Annotated in this window: 15 protein-coding genes; 12 read left to right on the plus strand and 3 right to left on the minus strand. The window is 67.4% G+C overall.

What is annotated here, in order from left to right; translation table 11 throughout:
• Positions 1-8 precede the first annotated feature (8 nt).
• A complete protein-coding gene (gene cobJ, locus FQV39_RS16530; RefSeq protein WP_248313040.1) occupies positions 9-800 on the plus strand; it encodes a precorrin-3B C(17)-methyltransferase in 792 nt (263 codons plus the stop codon).
• Here the strand turns inward: cobJ and FQV39_RS16535 are convergent.
• Positions 743-1507, minus strand: a complete 765-nt coding sequence (locus FQV39_RS16535; protein WP_149131278.1) for a cobalt-precorrin-6A reductase — start codon at positions 1505-1507, stop codon at positions 743-745. The two genes, cobJ and FQV39_RS16535, sit on opposite strands and share 58 nt — an antisense overlap.
• Here FQV39_RS16535 and cbiE point away from each other — a divergent pair.
• From cbiE to bluB, 5 genes are all read left to right on the plus strand, one after another.
• Entirely contained in the window at positions 1506-2756 is a 1251-nt protein-coding gene (gene cbiE, locus FQV39_RS16540) for a precorrin-6y C5,15-methyltransferase (decarboxylating) subunit CbiE (RefSeq protein WP_149131279.1), read from the plus strand. The genes FQV39_RS16535 and cbiE overlap by 2 nt on opposite strands.
• Before the next feature lie 161 nt (positions 2757-2917).
• Positions 2918-3307, plus strand: coding sequence for a cobalamin biosynthesis protein (locus FQV39_RS16545; protein ID WP_149131280.1), 390 nt, complete (start codon positions 2918-2920; stop codon positions 3305-3307).
• Between the two features lie 13 nt (positions 3308-3320).
• Complete coding sequence (gene cobM / locus FQV39_RS33770) at positions 3321-4085, plus strand: precorrin-4 C(11)-methyltransferase (RefSeq protein ID WP_248313041.1); 765 nt, start codon at positions 3321-3323, stop codon at positions 4083-4085.
• Entirely contained in the window at positions 4082-5410 is a 1329-nt protein-coding gene (locus tag FQV39_RS16555; RefSeq protein ID WP_248313042.1) for a cobyrinate a,c-diamide synthase, read from the plus strand. Before cobM ends, FQV39_RS16555 begins: the two co-directional genes overlap by 4 nt.
• Positions 5407-6018, plus strand: coding sequence for a 5,6-dimethylbenzimidazole synthase (gene bluB / locus FQV39_RS16560; protein WP_149131283.1), 612 nt, complete (start codon positions 5407-5409; stop codon positions 6016-6018). The genes FQV39_RS16555 and bluB overlap by 4 nt, the downstream gene beginning before the upstream one ends.
• Before the next feature lie 351 nt (positions 6019-6369).
• Here bluB and FQV39_RS16570 read toward each other — a convergent pair whose 3' ends face one another.
• Positions 6370-8019, minus strand: coding sequence for a caspase family protein (locus FQV39_RS16570; protein WP_187639955.1), 1650 nt, complete (start codon positions 8017-8019; stop codon positions 6370-6372).
• Between the two features lie 409 nt (positions 8020-8428).
• Between FQV39_RS16570 and FQV39_RS16575 the strand changes: the two genes are divergently transcribed.
• The 5 genes from FQV39_RS16575 to FQV39_RS16595 all read left to right on the plus strand — a co-directional run bounded on the left by FQV39_RS16575 (position 8429) and on the right by FQV39_RS16595 (position 13293).
• Positions 8429-9196 (plus strand): ABC transporter ATP-binding protein, encoded by a 768-nt coding sequence (locus FQV39_RS16575; protein WP_149131285.1) that lies wholly within the window; start codon positions 8429-8431, stop codon positions 9194-9196.
• Entirely contained in the window at positions 9183-9929 is a 747-nt protein-coding gene (locus FQV39_RS16580) for an ABC transporter ATP-binding protein (protein WP_149131286.1), read from the plus strand. The genes FQV39_RS16575 and FQV39_RS16580 overlap by 14 nt, the downstream gene beginning before the upstream one ends.
• A 77-nt stretch (positions 9930-10006) precedes the next feature.
• Positions 10007-11209, plus strand: a complete 1203-nt coding sequence (locus FQV39_RS16585) for an ABC transporter substrate-binding protein (RefSeq protein ID WP_149133886.1) — start codon at positions 10007-10009, stop codon at positions 11207-11209.
• Between the two features lie 186 nt (positions 11210-11395).
• Positions 11396-12283 (plus strand): branched-chain amino acid ABC transporter permease, encoded by an 888-nt coding sequence (locus FQV39_RS16590; RefSeq protein WP_149131287.1) that lies wholly within the window; start codon positions 11396-11398, stop codon positions 12281-12283.
• A gap of 20 nt (positions 12284-12303) precedes the next feature.
• Complete coding sequence (locus FQV39_RS16595; RefSeq protein WP_149131288.1) at positions 12304-13293, plus strand: branched-chain amino acid ABC transporter permease; 990 nt, start codon at positions 12304-12306, stop codon at positions 13291-13293.
• Between the two features lie 168 nt (positions 13294-13461).
• Here the strand turns inward: FQV39_RS16595 and FQV39_RS16600 are convergent, their stop codons facing one another.
• Positions 13462-13992 carry an isochorismatase family protein gene (locus tag FQV39_RS16600; RefSeq protein ID WP_149131289.1) on the minus strand — a complete coding sequence of 177 codons (531 nt, stop codon included), beginning with the start codon at positions 13990-13992 and terminating at the stop codon, positions 13462-13464.
• A 133-nt stretch (positions 13993-14125) separates the two neighbouring features.
• Here FQV39_RS16600 and FQV39_RS16605 point away from each other — a divergent pair, with 133 nt between their 5' ends.
• Positions 14126-14572: a MarR family winged helix-turn-helix transcriptional regulator gene (locus FQV39_RS16605; protein ID WP_149131290.1), complete on the plus strand. Its 447-nt coding sequence runs from the start codon at positions 14126-14128 to the stop codon at positions 14570-14572.
• The last annotated feature ends 102 nt before the right edge of the window (positions 14573-14674 follow it).

The following is a 14674-nucleotide window of genomic DNA, read 5'->3' on the forward strand; positions in this document are numbered from 1 at the left end:
CGCCGGCTGTGACGGGCTCGCTTACCATCATCGGCCTCGGCCCTGGCACTGCTGAGTGGATCACCCCGGCCGCCCAAGCCGCGGTTGATGCCGCAAGTGACCTCGTCGGCTACGGCCCCTATCTCGACCGGGTGCCGGAGCGGGCGGGCCGGACCAAGCACGCCTCCGACAACCGTGTCGAGGTTGAGCGCGCGTCGCATGCGCTGCGGTTGGCGGCGGAGGGCCGCAAGGTCGCAGTGGTCTCGGGTGGCGACCCCGGCGTCTTCGCGATGGCGGCGGCGGTGTTCGAGGCGCTGGAAGCCGGGCCGGCGGAATGGCTGGTCATCCCGATCACGGTCGAGCCCGGCATCACCGCGATGCTGGCGGCGGCGGCGCGGGCCGGCGCCCCGCTCGGCGGCGATTTCTGCGCGATCTCGCTCTCGGACAACCTGAAACCATGGGATGTCGTGACGGCGCGGCTGACGGCGGCACTCGCTGCCGATTTCGTGATCTGCCTCTACAACCCGATCTCGAAGGCGCGGCCCTGGCAGCTCGGCGCGGCACTGGAGCTGGCGGTCAAACATCGCGAAGCGGAAACGCCAGTGCTCTTCGCCCGCGCAGTCGGGCGGCCGGACGAAAACCTGCGCGTGCTGACATTGGCCGAAGCTGTCACGGCCGCAGGCACGGCCGATATGGCGACACTCGTGATGATCGGCGCTTCGAGCACGCGGCGGATCGCGCGCGATGGCGCCGCGCCTTACGTCTATACGCCGCGCTCGGTGACGAAGAGCCCCTGGGTCACCAGCCAGGGCAGGACCTGATCGATATGATCGACGGTCTCGACATCGGGCTTCGGCGGCCGCTCCACCATGATCACCGGCAAAGAGAGCCGGCGCGCCGCGACGAGCTTGCCGACCGTCGCCGAGCCGCCCGAGTTCTTGCTGACCAGGACCTCGACGCCCTCGCGGCGCATCAGATCCTCCTCGTCGTCGGTGTCGAAGGGGCCGCGCTGCTGGATGACGTCGACATGCGGCACCGGCAGCCGGTCGCCGATCGGCTCGATGGCGCGCACGAGATAGCGATGCTGCGGCGCGTCGGCGAAGGCGGGCAGTTCGAGCCGACCCACGGTCAGGAAGACGCGCCGCGGCGTGTCGCCCAATGCCTGCACCGCCGATTCGATGTCCGGCACGGATTTCCAGCGATCGCCGTCGCGCGGCTTCCAGGAAGCGCGCCGGATCGCCAGCAGCGGCACGCCTTCGGCCTTGCAGGCATGCTCGGCATTGAAGGGCATCACCGCGGCGAAGGGATGGGTCGCGTCGACGACGGCGACGATGCCTTCCTCGACGAGATAGCGCCTCAGGCCCTCGATGCCGCCGAAGCCGCCGATACGCACCGGCAGGTTGGTCGGCCGGGGATCGACGGTGCGGCCCGCCAGCGAGATAATGGCACGGATATCGGGTGCCTGATCAGCAAGAAGCTGGTCAAGTGCAGCAGCTTCGCTCGTTCCGCCAAGGATGAGGACGGTCATGCCGACAGTTTTGCGTGAATCGGATGTTCTGTCGAGCCGCGAGGCGCCGGCACCCTGGCTCTCGCTGATCGGCCTCGGCGAGGACGGCTCCGCGGGCCTTTGTCGCGAAGCACTTGCCGCGTTGAACGAGGCCGAGATCGTCTTCGGCGGCGAGCGGCATATCGCTCTGGTCGGCTCCGTGCCGGGGGAATTGCGGCCCTGGCCGCAGCCATTCCGCAACGCGCTGCCGCAGATTCTCAAGGAGCGCGGCCGCAAGGTCTGCGTGCTCGCGACCAGCGACCCCTTTCACTACGGCATCGGCAACAGCCTGAGCCGCGCGATCCCGGCTGAGGAGATGCGGATCATCCCGCAGCTCTCCTCCTTCTCGATGGCCTGCACGCGAATGCGCTGGCCGCAGGAGGAATGCGCGCTGGTTTCGCTGCACGGCCGCACGCTCTATCGCATCGTGCCGCACCTGCAGCCCGAGGCGCGCATCCTCGCCCTCTCCTGGGACGAGAGCACGCCGCGCGCCGTCGCGGAACTCATGACCGCACGTGGCCTCGGCGCGAGCCGCATCGCCGTGATGGAATCGCTTGGCGGGCCGCAGGAGCGCATCCGCGAGACCCGCGCCGACGCCTTCGCCATCGATGATATCGTGCCGCTCAACCTGATCGCCGTCGAGGTTACCGCGACCCACGACTCGCGCATCCTGCCGCTGACGCCCGGGCTCGACGAGGAGTGGTTCGCCCATGACGGGCAGATCACCAAATCGGAGATCCGCGCCATCACCCTCTCGGCGCTTGCCCCGCGTGGCGGCGAATTGCTCTGGGATGTTGGCGCCGGCTCCGGCTCGGTCGCCGTCGAATGGTGCCAGCGCCATGTCCGCAACCGCGCCATCGCCTTCGAGGCGAAGCCGGAGCGGGCCGAGCGGATCAGGCGCAACGGACTAGAGCTCGGCGGGCTCTCCGTCGATGTCGTCGGCGAAGCGCCAGCGGGCTTCATCGGGCGCGAGGCGCCGGATGCGGTCTTCATCGGCGGCGGGCTGACGGAGGAAGGGCTGTTCGATGCCGCCTGGGCCGCCCTGAAGCCGGGCGGGCGGCTCGTCGCCAATGTCGTCACCATCGAGGGCGAGGCGAAGCTCGCGGCGCTGCACGCCGAGCATGGCGGCTCGCTCAGGCGCATCTCGATCGACCGGCTCGCGCCCGTCGGCGGCAAGCATGGCTGGCGCCCGGCGATGCCGGTGACGCAATGGCGGGTCGAGAAGCCTTGAAGCACCTTTCGCATTCCCCCACGCACATCGTCATTCCGGACAAGCCGCATCGCGGCGCCGAGCCGGAATCCATCGTAGAGCGCCAACGCCCTTCGATGGATTCCGGGTCTCCGCTTCGCTCCGCCCGGAATGACGGCGCGGGTGGAACAGAGCGCCCAGCCATGACCGGCCGCCTCGTCGCCGGCATCGGCATCCGGCCCGGCACGGAAGCAGCCGACATCCTCGCCTGTCTCGACGAGGCGCTGGCGATCGCCGGCCTCAGCGGCACCGCGACGCCGCGCTTCGCCACGCTCGCAAGCCGTGTCGGGGAAGCCGGCATGGTCGCCGCCGCGGCCGATCGCTCGGCCGAACTCGTCGCCATCCCCGACGAGGCGCTGAAGGGCTTCGAGGCCGCCTGCGCGACGCGCTCGACCCGCATCGCCTCGCTCTATGGCGTCGGTTCGGTGGCGGAAGCTGCGGCGCTCGCGGCAGCGGGCCCGGGCGGCGAGCTGGTGCAGCCACGCATCGCCACCGCGCGCGTCACCTGCGCGCTGGCCAGAACAACCTCATGAAGCCGCACTGCGCATGACCATCCATTTCATCGGCGCCGGCCCCGGCGCGCCGGACCTCATCACCCTGCGCGGGCGCGATCTCATCGCCGCCAGCCCCGTCTGCCTCTATGCCGGCTCATTGATCCCCAAGGCGATGCTCGACTGGTGCCCGCCGGGCGCCCGTATCGTCGACACCGCCCCGCTCGATCTCGACGCGATCATCGCCGAGATGGAGGCCGCCCATCTCGCCGGGCAGGACGTGGCGCGGCTGCATTCCGGCGATCTCTCGATCTGGAGCGCCACGGCTGAGCAGATGCGCCGGCTCGACCGGCTCGGCATTCCCTACACGGTAACGCCGGGCGTGCCGGCTTTCGCCGCCGCCGCCGCGACGCTGAAGCGCGAGCTCACCCTGCCGGGCGTTGCGCAATCGCTGGTGCTGACGCGCACCTCCGGGCGCGCCTCGGCCATGCCGCCGAAGGAGACACTCGCGACCTTCGCCGCCTCCGGCGCGACGCTCGCCATCCATCTCTCGATCCACGTCGTCGAACAGGTCGTGGCGGAGCTGGCGCCGTTTTATGGCGGGGATTGCCCCGTCGCGGTGGTGTTCCGTGCGACATGGCCGGACGAGACGGTGTTGCAAGGAGTGCTCGCCGACATCGCCGGCAAGGTCCGCGCCAGCGAACTCGAACGCACGGCGCTGATCCTGGTGGGGCCGGCGTTGGCGGCCGAAGATTTCGGCGAAAGCGCGCTCTATTCGATCGACTACGACCGCCGCTTCCGGCCGCGGGGCGGCCTGTGAGCGCGCGCGGACTGCTGATCGCCGCGCCGCGCTCCGGCTCGGGCAAGACCACGATCACGCTCGGGCTGCAGCGCGCGCTGGTGCGTCGGGGCCTGACCGTGCGGGGGCTGAAATGCGGACCTGACTACATCGATCCTGCCTTCCACGCCGCAGCGACCGGGGCGCCGAGCGCCAATCTCGATTCCTACGCGATGTCGGACGGCCTGCTCGGACGGATCACCGGTGAAGCGGCCTGGGCTGCCGACATCGTCATCGCCGAGGGCTCGATGGGGCTGTTCGACGCGGTGCCAGGGCCTGCGGGCCATACGGGCGCGAGTGCCGACATCGCCGCGCTGACCGGTTGGCCGGTCGTGCTCGTCATCGACGTCTCCGGACAGGCGCAGTCGGCGGCGGCCGTCGCGCTCGGCTGCCGGACTTATGACCCGCGCATTCGCGTCGCCGGCGTCATCCTCAACAAGGTCGCGAGCACCCGCCATGAGCGGCTGGTGCGGCAGGGCATGGAGTACATCGGCCTGCCCGTTCTCGGCGCGCTGCCGCGCGAGGCGAGCCTGATCCTGCCCGAGCGCCATCTCGGTCTGGTCCAGGCCGGCGAGACGGCCGATCTACACACCCGCCTCGATGCGCTGGCGGAAGCCGTCTCGGCGGCCGTCGACCTCGATGCGATCATCGCTGCGGCCGATGACACGACGATCTCGGCCGCTGCGGGCGACAACGCCCCGCCCCTTCCACCGCCCGGCCGGCGGATCGCAATCGCCCGCGATGCCGCCTTCTCCTTCGTCTACCCCCATGTCGAAGCGGGGTGGCGCGCGGCCGGCGCCGAACTGGTGCCGTTCTCGCCGCTCAAGGACGAGGCGCCGCCGGACAATTGTGACGCCTGCTGGCTGCCGGGCGGCTATCCCGAGCTCCATGCCGGCACGATCGCGGCAGCGAACCGCTTCCTCGGCGGCCTGCGCGCCTTCGCCGCGACGCGGCCCGTGCATGGCGAGTGCGGGGGCTACATGGTTCTTGGGCGCAGCCTGACCGATGCCGATGGTGTCGCGCATGTCATGGCCGGACTGCTCTCGGTCGAGACCTCCTTCGCCAGGCGCAAGATGAATCTCGGCTATCGCCGGGCTGTTCTGGAGGCGTACGGGCCGCTTGGGCTCGCCGGCACCGCGCTGACCGGGCATGAATTCCACTATGCCAGCATCGTCGCGCAGGGCGAGGATCCGCCTTTCGCTGTGGTGACGGACCCGCATGGCTCGGCACCTGCCCCGGCGGGAAGCCGGCGCGGGCTAGTGACGGGCACGTTCTTCCATGCGATCGCGGTGGCGGAAGCAGCATGAGCCAGGCACCGGTCTTCGACGAGGCCTTCGCCCGGCAGTTCGAGGAACTGCTGCGTTGGCGGCGCGATGTCCGGCGGTTCCGACGCGATCCGGTCCCGGCCATGTTGATTGAGGGTCTTCTCGCCCAGACGCAGCTCTCGCCCTCCGTCGGGCATTCCCAACCCTGGCGCTGGCTCGCCGTAGAAGAGCCGGCTCAGCGCGAAGCCGTGCAGGCGAGCTTCCGCCGCTGCAATGCCGAGGCCCTGGCGTCCTATGAGGGCGAGCGCGCCGCGCTCTATGCGCGCCTCAAGCTCGAAGGTCTGCGCGAGGCGCCGGTACAGTTCGCAGTGTTCTGCGATCACGGCACCGAGCGTGGCCATGGCCTCGGCCGGCGGACCATGCCGGAGATGCTCGACTATTCCGTGGTCGCGGCCATCACACAGTTCTGGCTGGCGGCGCGCATTCATGGTCTCGGCGTCGGCTGGGTCTCGATCCTCGAGCCCGCCGAGATCGCGGCGGTTCTCGGCGCATCGCCCGACTGGAAGCTGATCGCCTATCTCTGCGTCGGCTGGCCGGAAGAGGAATGCGACGTGCCGGAACTGGTCAGGGCCGGCTGGGAGCAGGGCTGAAGTTGCGTCGAGACCGGCGTCCTCGGCCGGCGCGCGCAGCTCCCGGCCGAAGCCTATATCGGACACCGACTCGATGAGCCGCTCGGCCCCGCGGCCCGCAGCTTCGCGGCGGCGCTCACGCGGCTCTGCGCCAACCCTTGAGGCATGCTGCGTTTTCCTGGAAGCGCGGGTCATCCCGGCCGGAGCGAAGCGGAGAGCCGGGATCCATGCCTGAACCTTCGTCGGAAGCGCCCTCAAGCCCGGGATGACGGCGTGGTTCCGCGTCAAATCAGCAGGCTCCAGAGCATTTCCCCAAAAAGAAAAGAGCCGGCCAAACCGGCCGGCTCCGATCGTCAGGTCCATGGGCTCGGCTCAGCGGCCGCGCAGGATGCCGCCCATGATGGCGCCGCCGATGATCGAGCCGAAGGCCGCGGCACCGGCCGAGTCAGCCGAGCTGGTTTCGCGGGTGCGGACCTGGCCTTGATAGGCCCCGGCCGTGCCGCGCTGCTGCGTGCCAGAGCCTTGGTAGGCAGTGCCGCGCTCACGAGCGAGGTCGCGCCGATACATCTCCTCGCCCTCGTCGACGGTCTTGCGGGCGGAACGGCTGCTCTGCCCCTGCTGAGGCTCCGCGACGGCCTTCCGCGTCTTCTTCTCGGCGGCCGTCTTCTGCTCCTCGGCCAGGACACGCTGGTAGGCCTGCTCGCTCTGAGCGTTCAGTGCCGTCATCTGCATGGCCGTCAGGAAGCCGGTTTCAGGGATGCCGCGCGACTTCTGCCATTCCTGGATCGCCTTGCGCTGGCTCGGCCCGAAGGTGGTGGCGAGCTTGCCGGGCTGGAAGCCGGCGACGCGCAGGCGGGTCTGCAATTCGCGACGATCCTTGGCCTGAAGCTTCATCGCCGTCTCGGTCTGCACAGTGCCGACCTCGTTCTTGAGCGCCTCGTCAGTGACGCCGGGCGGTGTTGCCACAGCACTGGCAGCGGGCTTCGCCGCTTCGAGGCTGGCAAGGCGATTGCGCGCGAAGGTGGCGAACTGGCCGGACGGGAAGGCATCGAGATAGGCGCGGTAGTCGGCTACGGAGTTGCCGCGCTCGGCGACTTCCCAGGTCTTCACGTCGAGCTGGGCGCGGTCGAGGGCGGGCGCCGCCGGCATGGCCGGAACCGGCACGGCCGCGTCGATGGTCTTGGTCGCGGCAGCCGAAGCATCGACCGAGGCGAGCTTCAGCGTCGGGTTGAGCTTGAACTCGCCGATGATCGAGGAGTTCGTCCAGGGCTTCTGCTTCTTGCCCGTCGCTTCCCAGACGTCGGCACGCACGCGGTCCATCACCGTGGTGATGGAGACCTCGGGCGTCTCGATGTGCTTGAGCAGCGCGGAGGTGAAGGGGCTGTTGCCGTCACGCTCGCCATCGAGCGCAGTCGCGCGCGGGTCGGTGGCGAAGGCGATCAGGATGCCGGAGGCCGACTGGGTCTCGATCGCGGTCAGACCGCGCGTCACGGCACGCGACTTGGCCTGCAGTTGCGTGGCGAAAGGATTGTCGCGGCAGGCGTCGAGGATGACGATGTTGACGCGTTCGTCGCGCTGCATCTGGCGCAGCACGAGCTGGACGTTGACCGCCCTGAAGTCGAGATCGGCTTCCGAGCGCAGCGAGGCGTCGACCGGGATGAGATAGTTCTCGTCGCCGACGGCGATGCCGTGGCCGGCATAGTAGACGAGGCCTGCCTTGGCGCCATCGAGCTTCTGCGCGAATTCGCGCACCTTGCCCGTCATGTCTTCCATCTTCAGGTCGTAGCCTTCCACGACCTCGAACCCGAGACGTTTCAACGCCGCCGAGACGCCCTTGGCATCACGCTGCGGATTGGCGAGCGGCGGCACCGCCGTATAGGCGCTGTTGCCGATCACCAGCGCAACGCGCCGCTCCGGCACGGCGGCAAAGCCGGGCGAAGACAGCACAACGGCCCAGAGCACCAACGCAAAGGCCGAAGCCATGCGGGCTTGGAACACCGAAACCAGAGACGCGAAGCTCACGACAACCTCCTCCGATTCAGCGGCCCATACCCTCTGGCCGCGAAGCTCCCGATGGGGGACACCACACGATTGGTCGATGGACAACAATAGTGAGAGCCAACAGGCATTTTTACCGCAACACTTCCCGACGGTAAACCAGAATACCCCTTGGTCGCGCCTACCCTGTCCCAGGTTCAAATGGATTTTCCGGACCTGTATCCGAAGCAGGCAGCATCGCGTGACGCGGCCGAGCGCGACATCCTCCATTTGCAGGACATCTTTGGAATAAGACCAAGGGATAAGAAGCCTCTTCCGCGAGCCGCTTCCAGCCCAGCGAACGTTGACTTATGTTTGCGACGCGGTGCAGCATGCCATGCAAGGGGAACCGCACAAGCAAGAAAGACAAAGCTGATGAAGGCTGGCAATCGGAATGCCTGAGGACAATATTCTTTCGACGTCAGGTCTAACCAAAGAATTTGCCGGCTTCACAGCTGTAAATGGCGTGAACCTCAATGTCCGGCGCGGCTCGATTCATGCCTTGATCGGCCCCAATGGCGCCGGCAAGACGACCTGCTTCAACTTGCTGACCAAGTTCCTTCCGCCGACACGCGGTACGATCATATATAATGGTCGCGACATCACGCGCGAGAAGCCAGCCGAGATCGCGCGGCTCGGGCTGGTGCGCTCGTTCCAGATCTCGGCGGTGTTTCCACAGCTTTCGGTGCTGACCAATGTCCGCATCGCCCTGCAGCGCAAGCGCGGCGATTCCTTCGACTTCTGGCGTTCGGAGCGCGCCCTGAAGAATCTCGACGATGAGGCGAAGAGCCTCGTCGAGGCGGTCGGTCTCACGCCCTTCCTTTCGCTGACGGCGGGTGAGCTCAGCTACGGCCGCAAGCGCGCGCTCGAGATCGCGACGACGCTGGCGCTCGATCCGGAGATGCTGCTGCTCGACGAGCCGATGGCCGGGATGGGCCATGAGGACGTCGAGCGCATCGAGGCGCTGATCCGCAAGGTTTCGAAGAATCGCACCATTCTGATGGTCGAGCACAACCTCTCGGTCGTCGCTTCGCTGTCGGACCGCATCACCGTGCTGGCGCGCGGGCAGGTGCTGGCCGAGGGCGACTACGCCACCGTCTCGAAGGACCCCCGCGTGATCGAGGCCTATATCGGTTCGGGAGGCGGCCATGGCCACCACTGAGGCTTTGAAAGCCCCCACGGTGGCCGTCGGCGCCGCTCCGCTGCTGAAGGTGCGCGGGCTCGAGGCCTGGTATGGGGAATCCCATGTGCTGCACGGCATCGATATCGACGTCGCGCCCGGCGAGGTCGTGACGCTGCTGGGCAGGAACGGCGCCGGCAAGACCACGACGCTGAAGTCGATCATGGGCGTGATCGGCAAGCGCAAGGGCTCGGTCGTGCTGGAAGGCAAGGAGACGATCGGGCTGCCCTCGCGCGCCATCGCCCGGCTCGGCATCGGCTTCGTGCCGGAGGAACGCGGCATCTACGCCTCGCTCTCGGTCGAGGAGAACCTGATGCTGCCGCCGCAGGTCAGGCCCGGTGGGCTTTCCCTCGACGCCATCTTCACACTCTTCCCCAACATCAAGGAGCGGCTGAAGAGCCAGGGCACCAAGCTCTCCGGCGGCGAGCAGCAGATGCTGGCGATCGGGCGCATCCTGCGGACCGGCGCGCATCTGCTCCTGCTCGACGAGCCGACCGAAGGCTTGGCGCCGGTGATCATCGAGCAGATCGGCCGCACCATCGCAAAACTGAAGCAGGAGGGCTTCACCATCATCCTGGTGGAGCAGAACTTCCGCTTCGCCCAGACCGTGGCGGACCGGCACTATGTCGTCGAGCAGGGCAAGGTCATCGACATGATCCCCAATGCAGAGCTCGACGCCAATATCGACAAGCTGCACCGCTATCTCGGGGTTTGACGGGCTTCGCCCGGATGCCGGCATCACGCGGCCAAGAACACGGCGAAATGCCGACAACCACAGCAGGGAGAATGATGATGAAGCTGAAGACGATTCTTGCAACGACTGCGCTCGCCGCCCTGATGGCGAGCCCGGCGCTGGCCCAGCAGATTTCGGTCAAGGCCGGCGTGCTGAACGACCGCTCGGGCCTCTATGCCGACCTCTCGGGCGAAGGCTCGGTCATCGCCGCGCGCATGGCGGTCGAGGACTTCAAGGCCGCCAACAAGGGCATCAAGGTCGAGATCGTCTCGGCCGACCATCAGAACAAGCCGGATGTCGGCTCGACCATCGCCCGGCAATGGTACGATCAGGACGGTGTCGACCTGATCCTCGACGTGCCCACCTCCTCGGTCGCGCTGGCGGTCAGCCAGATCACCAAGGAGAAGAACAAGATCCACATCAACTCGGGCGCCGGCACCTCGGACCTCACCGGCAAGGCCTGCAGCCCCAACACGATCCACTGGACCTATGACACCTACGCGCTGGCGCAGGGCACAGGCGGCGCCATGGTCAAGGCCGGCGGCGACACCTGGTTCTTCATGACCGCCGACTACGCCTTCGGCCATGCGCTAGAGCGCGATGCCGCCGCCGTGGTCCAGAAGGCAGGCGGCAAGGTGCTCGGCACCGTGCGCACGCCCTTCCCCGGCACGGACTTCTCGTCCTTCCTGCTGCAGGCGCAAGGCTCCAAGGCCAAGGTCATTGGCCTCGCCAATGCCGGCGGCGACCTGATCAACTCGGTCAAGCAGGCCAGCGAGTTCGGCATCACCCAGGGCGGCCAGAAGCTGGCTGGCCTGCTCACCTTCATCAGCGACGTCAACGCGCTCGGCCTGCAGGCGGCGCAGGGCCTGGTCCTGACCGAATCCTTCTACTGGGATCGCGACGACCAGACCCGCGCCTGGTCGGAGCGCTTCGCCAAGCTCAGCGGCGGCAAGAAGCCAAGCATGGTGCAGGCCGGCGTCTATTCCGGGCTGCTGCACTATCTCAAGGCGGTCGAGGCGACGAAGAGCAAGGACGCCGCCACCGTGATGGCCAAGATGAAGGAAATGCCGACCGACGACCCGCTCTTCGGCAAGGGCTCGATCCGCATCAACGGCCGCAAGCTGCACGACATGTATCTCTACGAGGTCAAGAAGCCTTCGGAATCGAAGGGCCCGTGGGACTACTACAAGCAGATTGCGGTGCTGCCGGCGGAGCAGGCCTTCCAGCCGCTGGCCGAGACCGGATGCTCGCTCGTCAAGTAACACGTTCTCCGGTGCCTCCCGTTGTCATCCCGGGCGCCCGCTGGGCGACCCGGGACCCATCGGAAGGCGCCGGAGCCCTGCGATGGATCCCGGCCCTGCGCTTCGCTTGGCCGGGATGACGCTGGCGGCTCCACCGCCAATCCCTGTCCGGATAACATCCCACCGTCAGGATAAATCGAGCCCAGCATGTTCGAACTTCTCGGAGTCCCGCCCCAGGCGCTGTTCGGCCAGGTCCTTCTCGGCCTGATCAACGGCTCGTTCTACGCGATCCTCAGCCTCGGGCTGGCGGTGATCTTCGGGCTCTTGAACATCATCAACTTCAGCCATGGCGCCCAGTACATGATGGGCGCCTTCGTCGCCTGGATGTGCCTGAACTATCTCGGCATCAACTACTGGGCGGCGCTGCTGCTGGCGCCGATCATCGTCGGTGCGACCGGCATCGCGATCGAGCGGCTGCTGCTCAAGCGCATCGCCCATCTCGACCATCTCTACGGGCTGCTGCTCACCTTCGGCCTGGCGCTGATCATCCAGGGCGTGTTCCGCAACTACTACGGCTCCTCCGGCCTGCCCTATGCCATCCCGCCGCAGCTCGCCGGCGGCCAGAATCTCGGCTTCATGTTCATGCCGAACTATCGCGGCTGGGTGATCGTCGCCTCGCTCATCGTCTGTCTCGGCACCTGGTTCCTGATCGAGAAGACCAAGCTCGGCGCCTACTTACGCGCCGCGACCGAGAACCCGACCCTGACCCAGGCCTTCGGCATCAACGTGCCGCTGCTGGTGACGCTGACCTATGGCTTCGGCGTCGCGCTCGCGGCCTTCGCCGGCGTGCTCGCCGCGCCGATCTACTCGGTCAATCCCAATATGGGCGGCGACCTGATCATCGTCGTCTTCGCCGTCGTCGTCATCGGCGGCATGGGCTCGATCATGGGCGCCATCGTCACCGGCTTCTCGCTCGGGCTGATCGAGGGGCTGACCAAGGTGTTCTACCCGGAAGCGGCCGCGACCGTGATCTTCATCATCATGGTGCTGGTGCTGCTGGTGAAGCCTGCCGGCCTGTTCGGCCGCGCCCACTGACGCGAGCGAGGGACCATCACATGACCGACCTTGCCTCGACCGACGCCCCGGCCGCCACCGTCCTCACCGAGACGGACGACAGCACGGCGCGCCTGCACCGCAACCTGTTCATCGCCATCGCCGTGGTGCTCGCGATCGCGCCCTTCGTCGCCTATCCCGTCTTCGTGATGAAGGTTTTGTGCTTCGCGCTGTTCGCGCTCGCCTTCAACCTTCTCCTTGGATATGGCGGGCTGCTTTCCTTCGGCCATGCCGCCTATTTCGGCATGGCGAGCTATGTCAGCGCCTACACTGCCAAGAACTGGGGCCTGACGCCGGAGCTCGCGATCCTGCTCGGCACGGCGGTGGCCGCCGTGCTCGGCGCGGTGTTCGGTGCGCTCGCGATCCGCCGCCAGGGCATCTATTTCGCGATGATCACGCTGGCGCTCGCCCAGATGGTGTTCTTCTTCTCGCTGCAGACGCCGCGCTTCACCGGTGGCGAGGACGGCATCCAGGCCGTGCCGCGTGGCAAGTTCCTCGGCCTGATCAGCCTCGCCGACGACCGGGTGCTCTACTGGCTGGTGGCAGCGATCTTCATGGCGGGCCTGCTCACGATCTACCGCATCATCCACTCGCCCTTCGGCCAGGTCTGCAAGGCGATCCGCGACAACGAGCCCCGCGCCATCTCGCTCGGCTACCGCGCCAATCAGTACAAGCTGGCGGTCTTCGTACTCTCGGCGACGCTCGCAGGGCTCGCGGGCGCGACCAAGGCTATCGTCTTCCAGCTCGCCTCGCTCACCGATGTCTACTGGTCGATGTCGGGCGAGGTCGTGCTGATGACGCTGGTCGGCGGCCTCGGCACGGTCTTCGGTCCGATCGTTGGCGCGCTCGTCATCGTCGCAATGCAGAACTATCTCGCCACGCTCGGCGCCTGGGTCACCGTCGTCCAGGGTGTCGTCTTCGTGGTTTGCGTGCTGCTCTTCCGCGAAGGCATCGTCGGCGTCATCGCCAAGGCGATCAAGAAGCCGCTCTGAGAGCGCGGCTAGAGCCCGCTGATTTGATGCGGAAACACGCCGTCATCCCGGGCTTGACCCGGGATCCATGCCGGAGCACTTCCGATCAAGGTTCAGGCATGGATCCCGGCTCTCCGCTTCGCTCCGGGCGGGATGACCCGCGCTTCCAGGGAACGCAGCCTGCTCTAGCTAGCGGATCAGCTTCGAGACCGGCCGGAACTGCGGATGCTCGGCCGTCCGCAGCCATTCGAACAACACCATCTCGGTGGTGACGATCTCGGCGCCATGGCTCGCCATGCGATTCAGCGCAATCTCGCGTGACTCCGGGGCGCGTGAGCCGATCGCATCCGCGACAACGATTGCACGCCGACGGTGATCGAGCAGGCTGAGCACGGTCTGGCCAACGCAGACGTGCGCCTCGCAACCACAGATCACCAGTTCGCGGTCGCCCGCAACGGCATCGAGGAAAGCCGGCTCGGCACAGGCGTCGAAGCTCATCTTGGTGACGACCGGACCAGCCCCAGCCAGTTCCGGCACCGTCGCGCCCAGGCCGTGCGGATTCTGCTCCGTCAGGACCGCGGGAATGTCGAGCAGGCGCGCGGCCTCGATGAGACGGCCCGCATTGAGCAGCACCTTGTCGCCGGCATGGATCGCAGGCATCAACCGGGCCTGGAAGTCGATGACGACCAGCATCGCGTTCCCGGCGGCTAGCAGCGGCATCGCAAACCTCTCCTCGCTATTTCCGATTCCGCCATTATAGCGCCCACCGGGGCAATCCACGTCAAGCTGGCGCAGAGCTGCCGGCCGCGCGGCGTCGCTTGACTCGCCCCGCGCCGGCTCACATGCCATGGGCATGGACGAGAACGCGAGCGTTCCCTTCGCGACGACGCTGCATGTGCGCGATCACTGTCTGTGCCTGCATGTGCAGCGCGCGGCACGCGCCCTGGCGCGCCGCTTCGACGAGGCGCTGCGGCCTGTCGGGCTGACCAATGGCCAGTTCTCATTGCTCATGGCACTCAACCGCCCGGCCCCGCCATCGCTCAGGCCCGTCGCCGACCTTCTCGCCATGGACCGCACCACGCTGACGGCGGCTCTGAAGCCACTCGAACGCCGCGGTCTCATCGGGATTGTCACCGACCCCGCCGATCGTCGCAGCAAGCTTCTGTCGCTGACGCCGGAAGGACGCGCCCTGCTCGCCGCGGCCGTCCCGATCTGGCAGAGCACCCATGTCGCTATCGAGGCGACCTTGCCCGGGGATGCGCCGGAGACATTGCGCACCACCCTGCGCGAACTGGCCTGACGAAAATCGCAGCAACTGCTCCGCCCTCATCGCAGGGCGGCCCCGACAATGCGCAGCTGGCGCATGGCACAGGCCGGCACTAAGCTTCGCCATTCCCAAAAT

This window comes from Bosea sp. F3-2 (assembly GCF_008253865.1).
Lineage (GTDB): Bacteria > Pseudomonadota > Alphaproteobacteria > Rhizobiales > Beijerinckiaceae > Allobosea.

Bases quoted from the DNA above. Each gene is read 5' to 3' on its own strand.
- FQV39_RS16605 (WP_149131290.1), top strand. From the start codon at position 14,126: ATGGACGAGAACGCGAGCGTTCCCTTCGCGACGACGCTGCATGTGCGC.
- bluB (WP_149131283.1), top strand. From the start codon at position 5,407: ATGAGCCAGGCACCGGTCTTCGACGAGGCCTTCGCCCGGCAGTTCGAG.
- FQV39_RS16590 (WP_149131287.1), top strand. From the start codon at position 11,396: ATGTTCGAACTTCTCGGAGTCCCGCCCCAGGCGCTGTTCGGCCAGGTC.
- FQV39_RS16580 (WP_149131286.1), top strand. From the start codon at position 9,183: ATGGCCACCACTGAGGCTTTGAAAGCCCCCACGGTGGCCGTCGGCGCC.
- FQV39_RS16600 (WP_149131289.1), bottom strand. From the start codon at position 13,992: ATGCCGCTGCTAGCCGCCGGGAACGCGATGCTGGTCGTCATCGACTTC.
- FQV39_RS16545 (WP_149131280.1), top strand. From the start codon at position 2,918: ATGACCGGCCGCCTCGTCGCCGGCATCGGCATCCGGCCCGGCACGGAA.
- cbiE (WP_149131279.1), top strand. From the start codon at position 1,506: ATGCCGACAGTTTTGCGTGAATCGGATGTTCTGTCGAGCCGCGAGGCG.
- FQV39_RS16595 (WP_149131288.1), top strand. From the start codon at position 12,304: ATGACCGACCTTGCCTCGACCGACGCCCCGGCCGCCACCGTCCTCACC.
- FQV39_RS16585 (WP_149133886.1), top strand. From the start codon at position 10,007: ATGAAGCTGAAGACGATTCTTGCAACGACTGCGCTCGCCGCCCTGATG.
- FQV39_RS16535 (WP_149131278.1), bottom strand. From the start codon at position 1,507: ATGACCGTCCTCATCCTTGGCGGAACGAGCGAAGCTGCTGCACTTGAC.
- cobM (WP_248313041.1), top strand. From the start codon at position 3,321: ATGACCATCCATTTCATCGGCGCCGGCCCCGGCGCGCCGGACCTCATC.
- FQV39_RS16575 (WP_149131285.1), top strand. From the start codon at position 8,429: ATGCCTGAGGACAATATTCTTTCGACGTCAGGTCTAACCAAAGAATTT.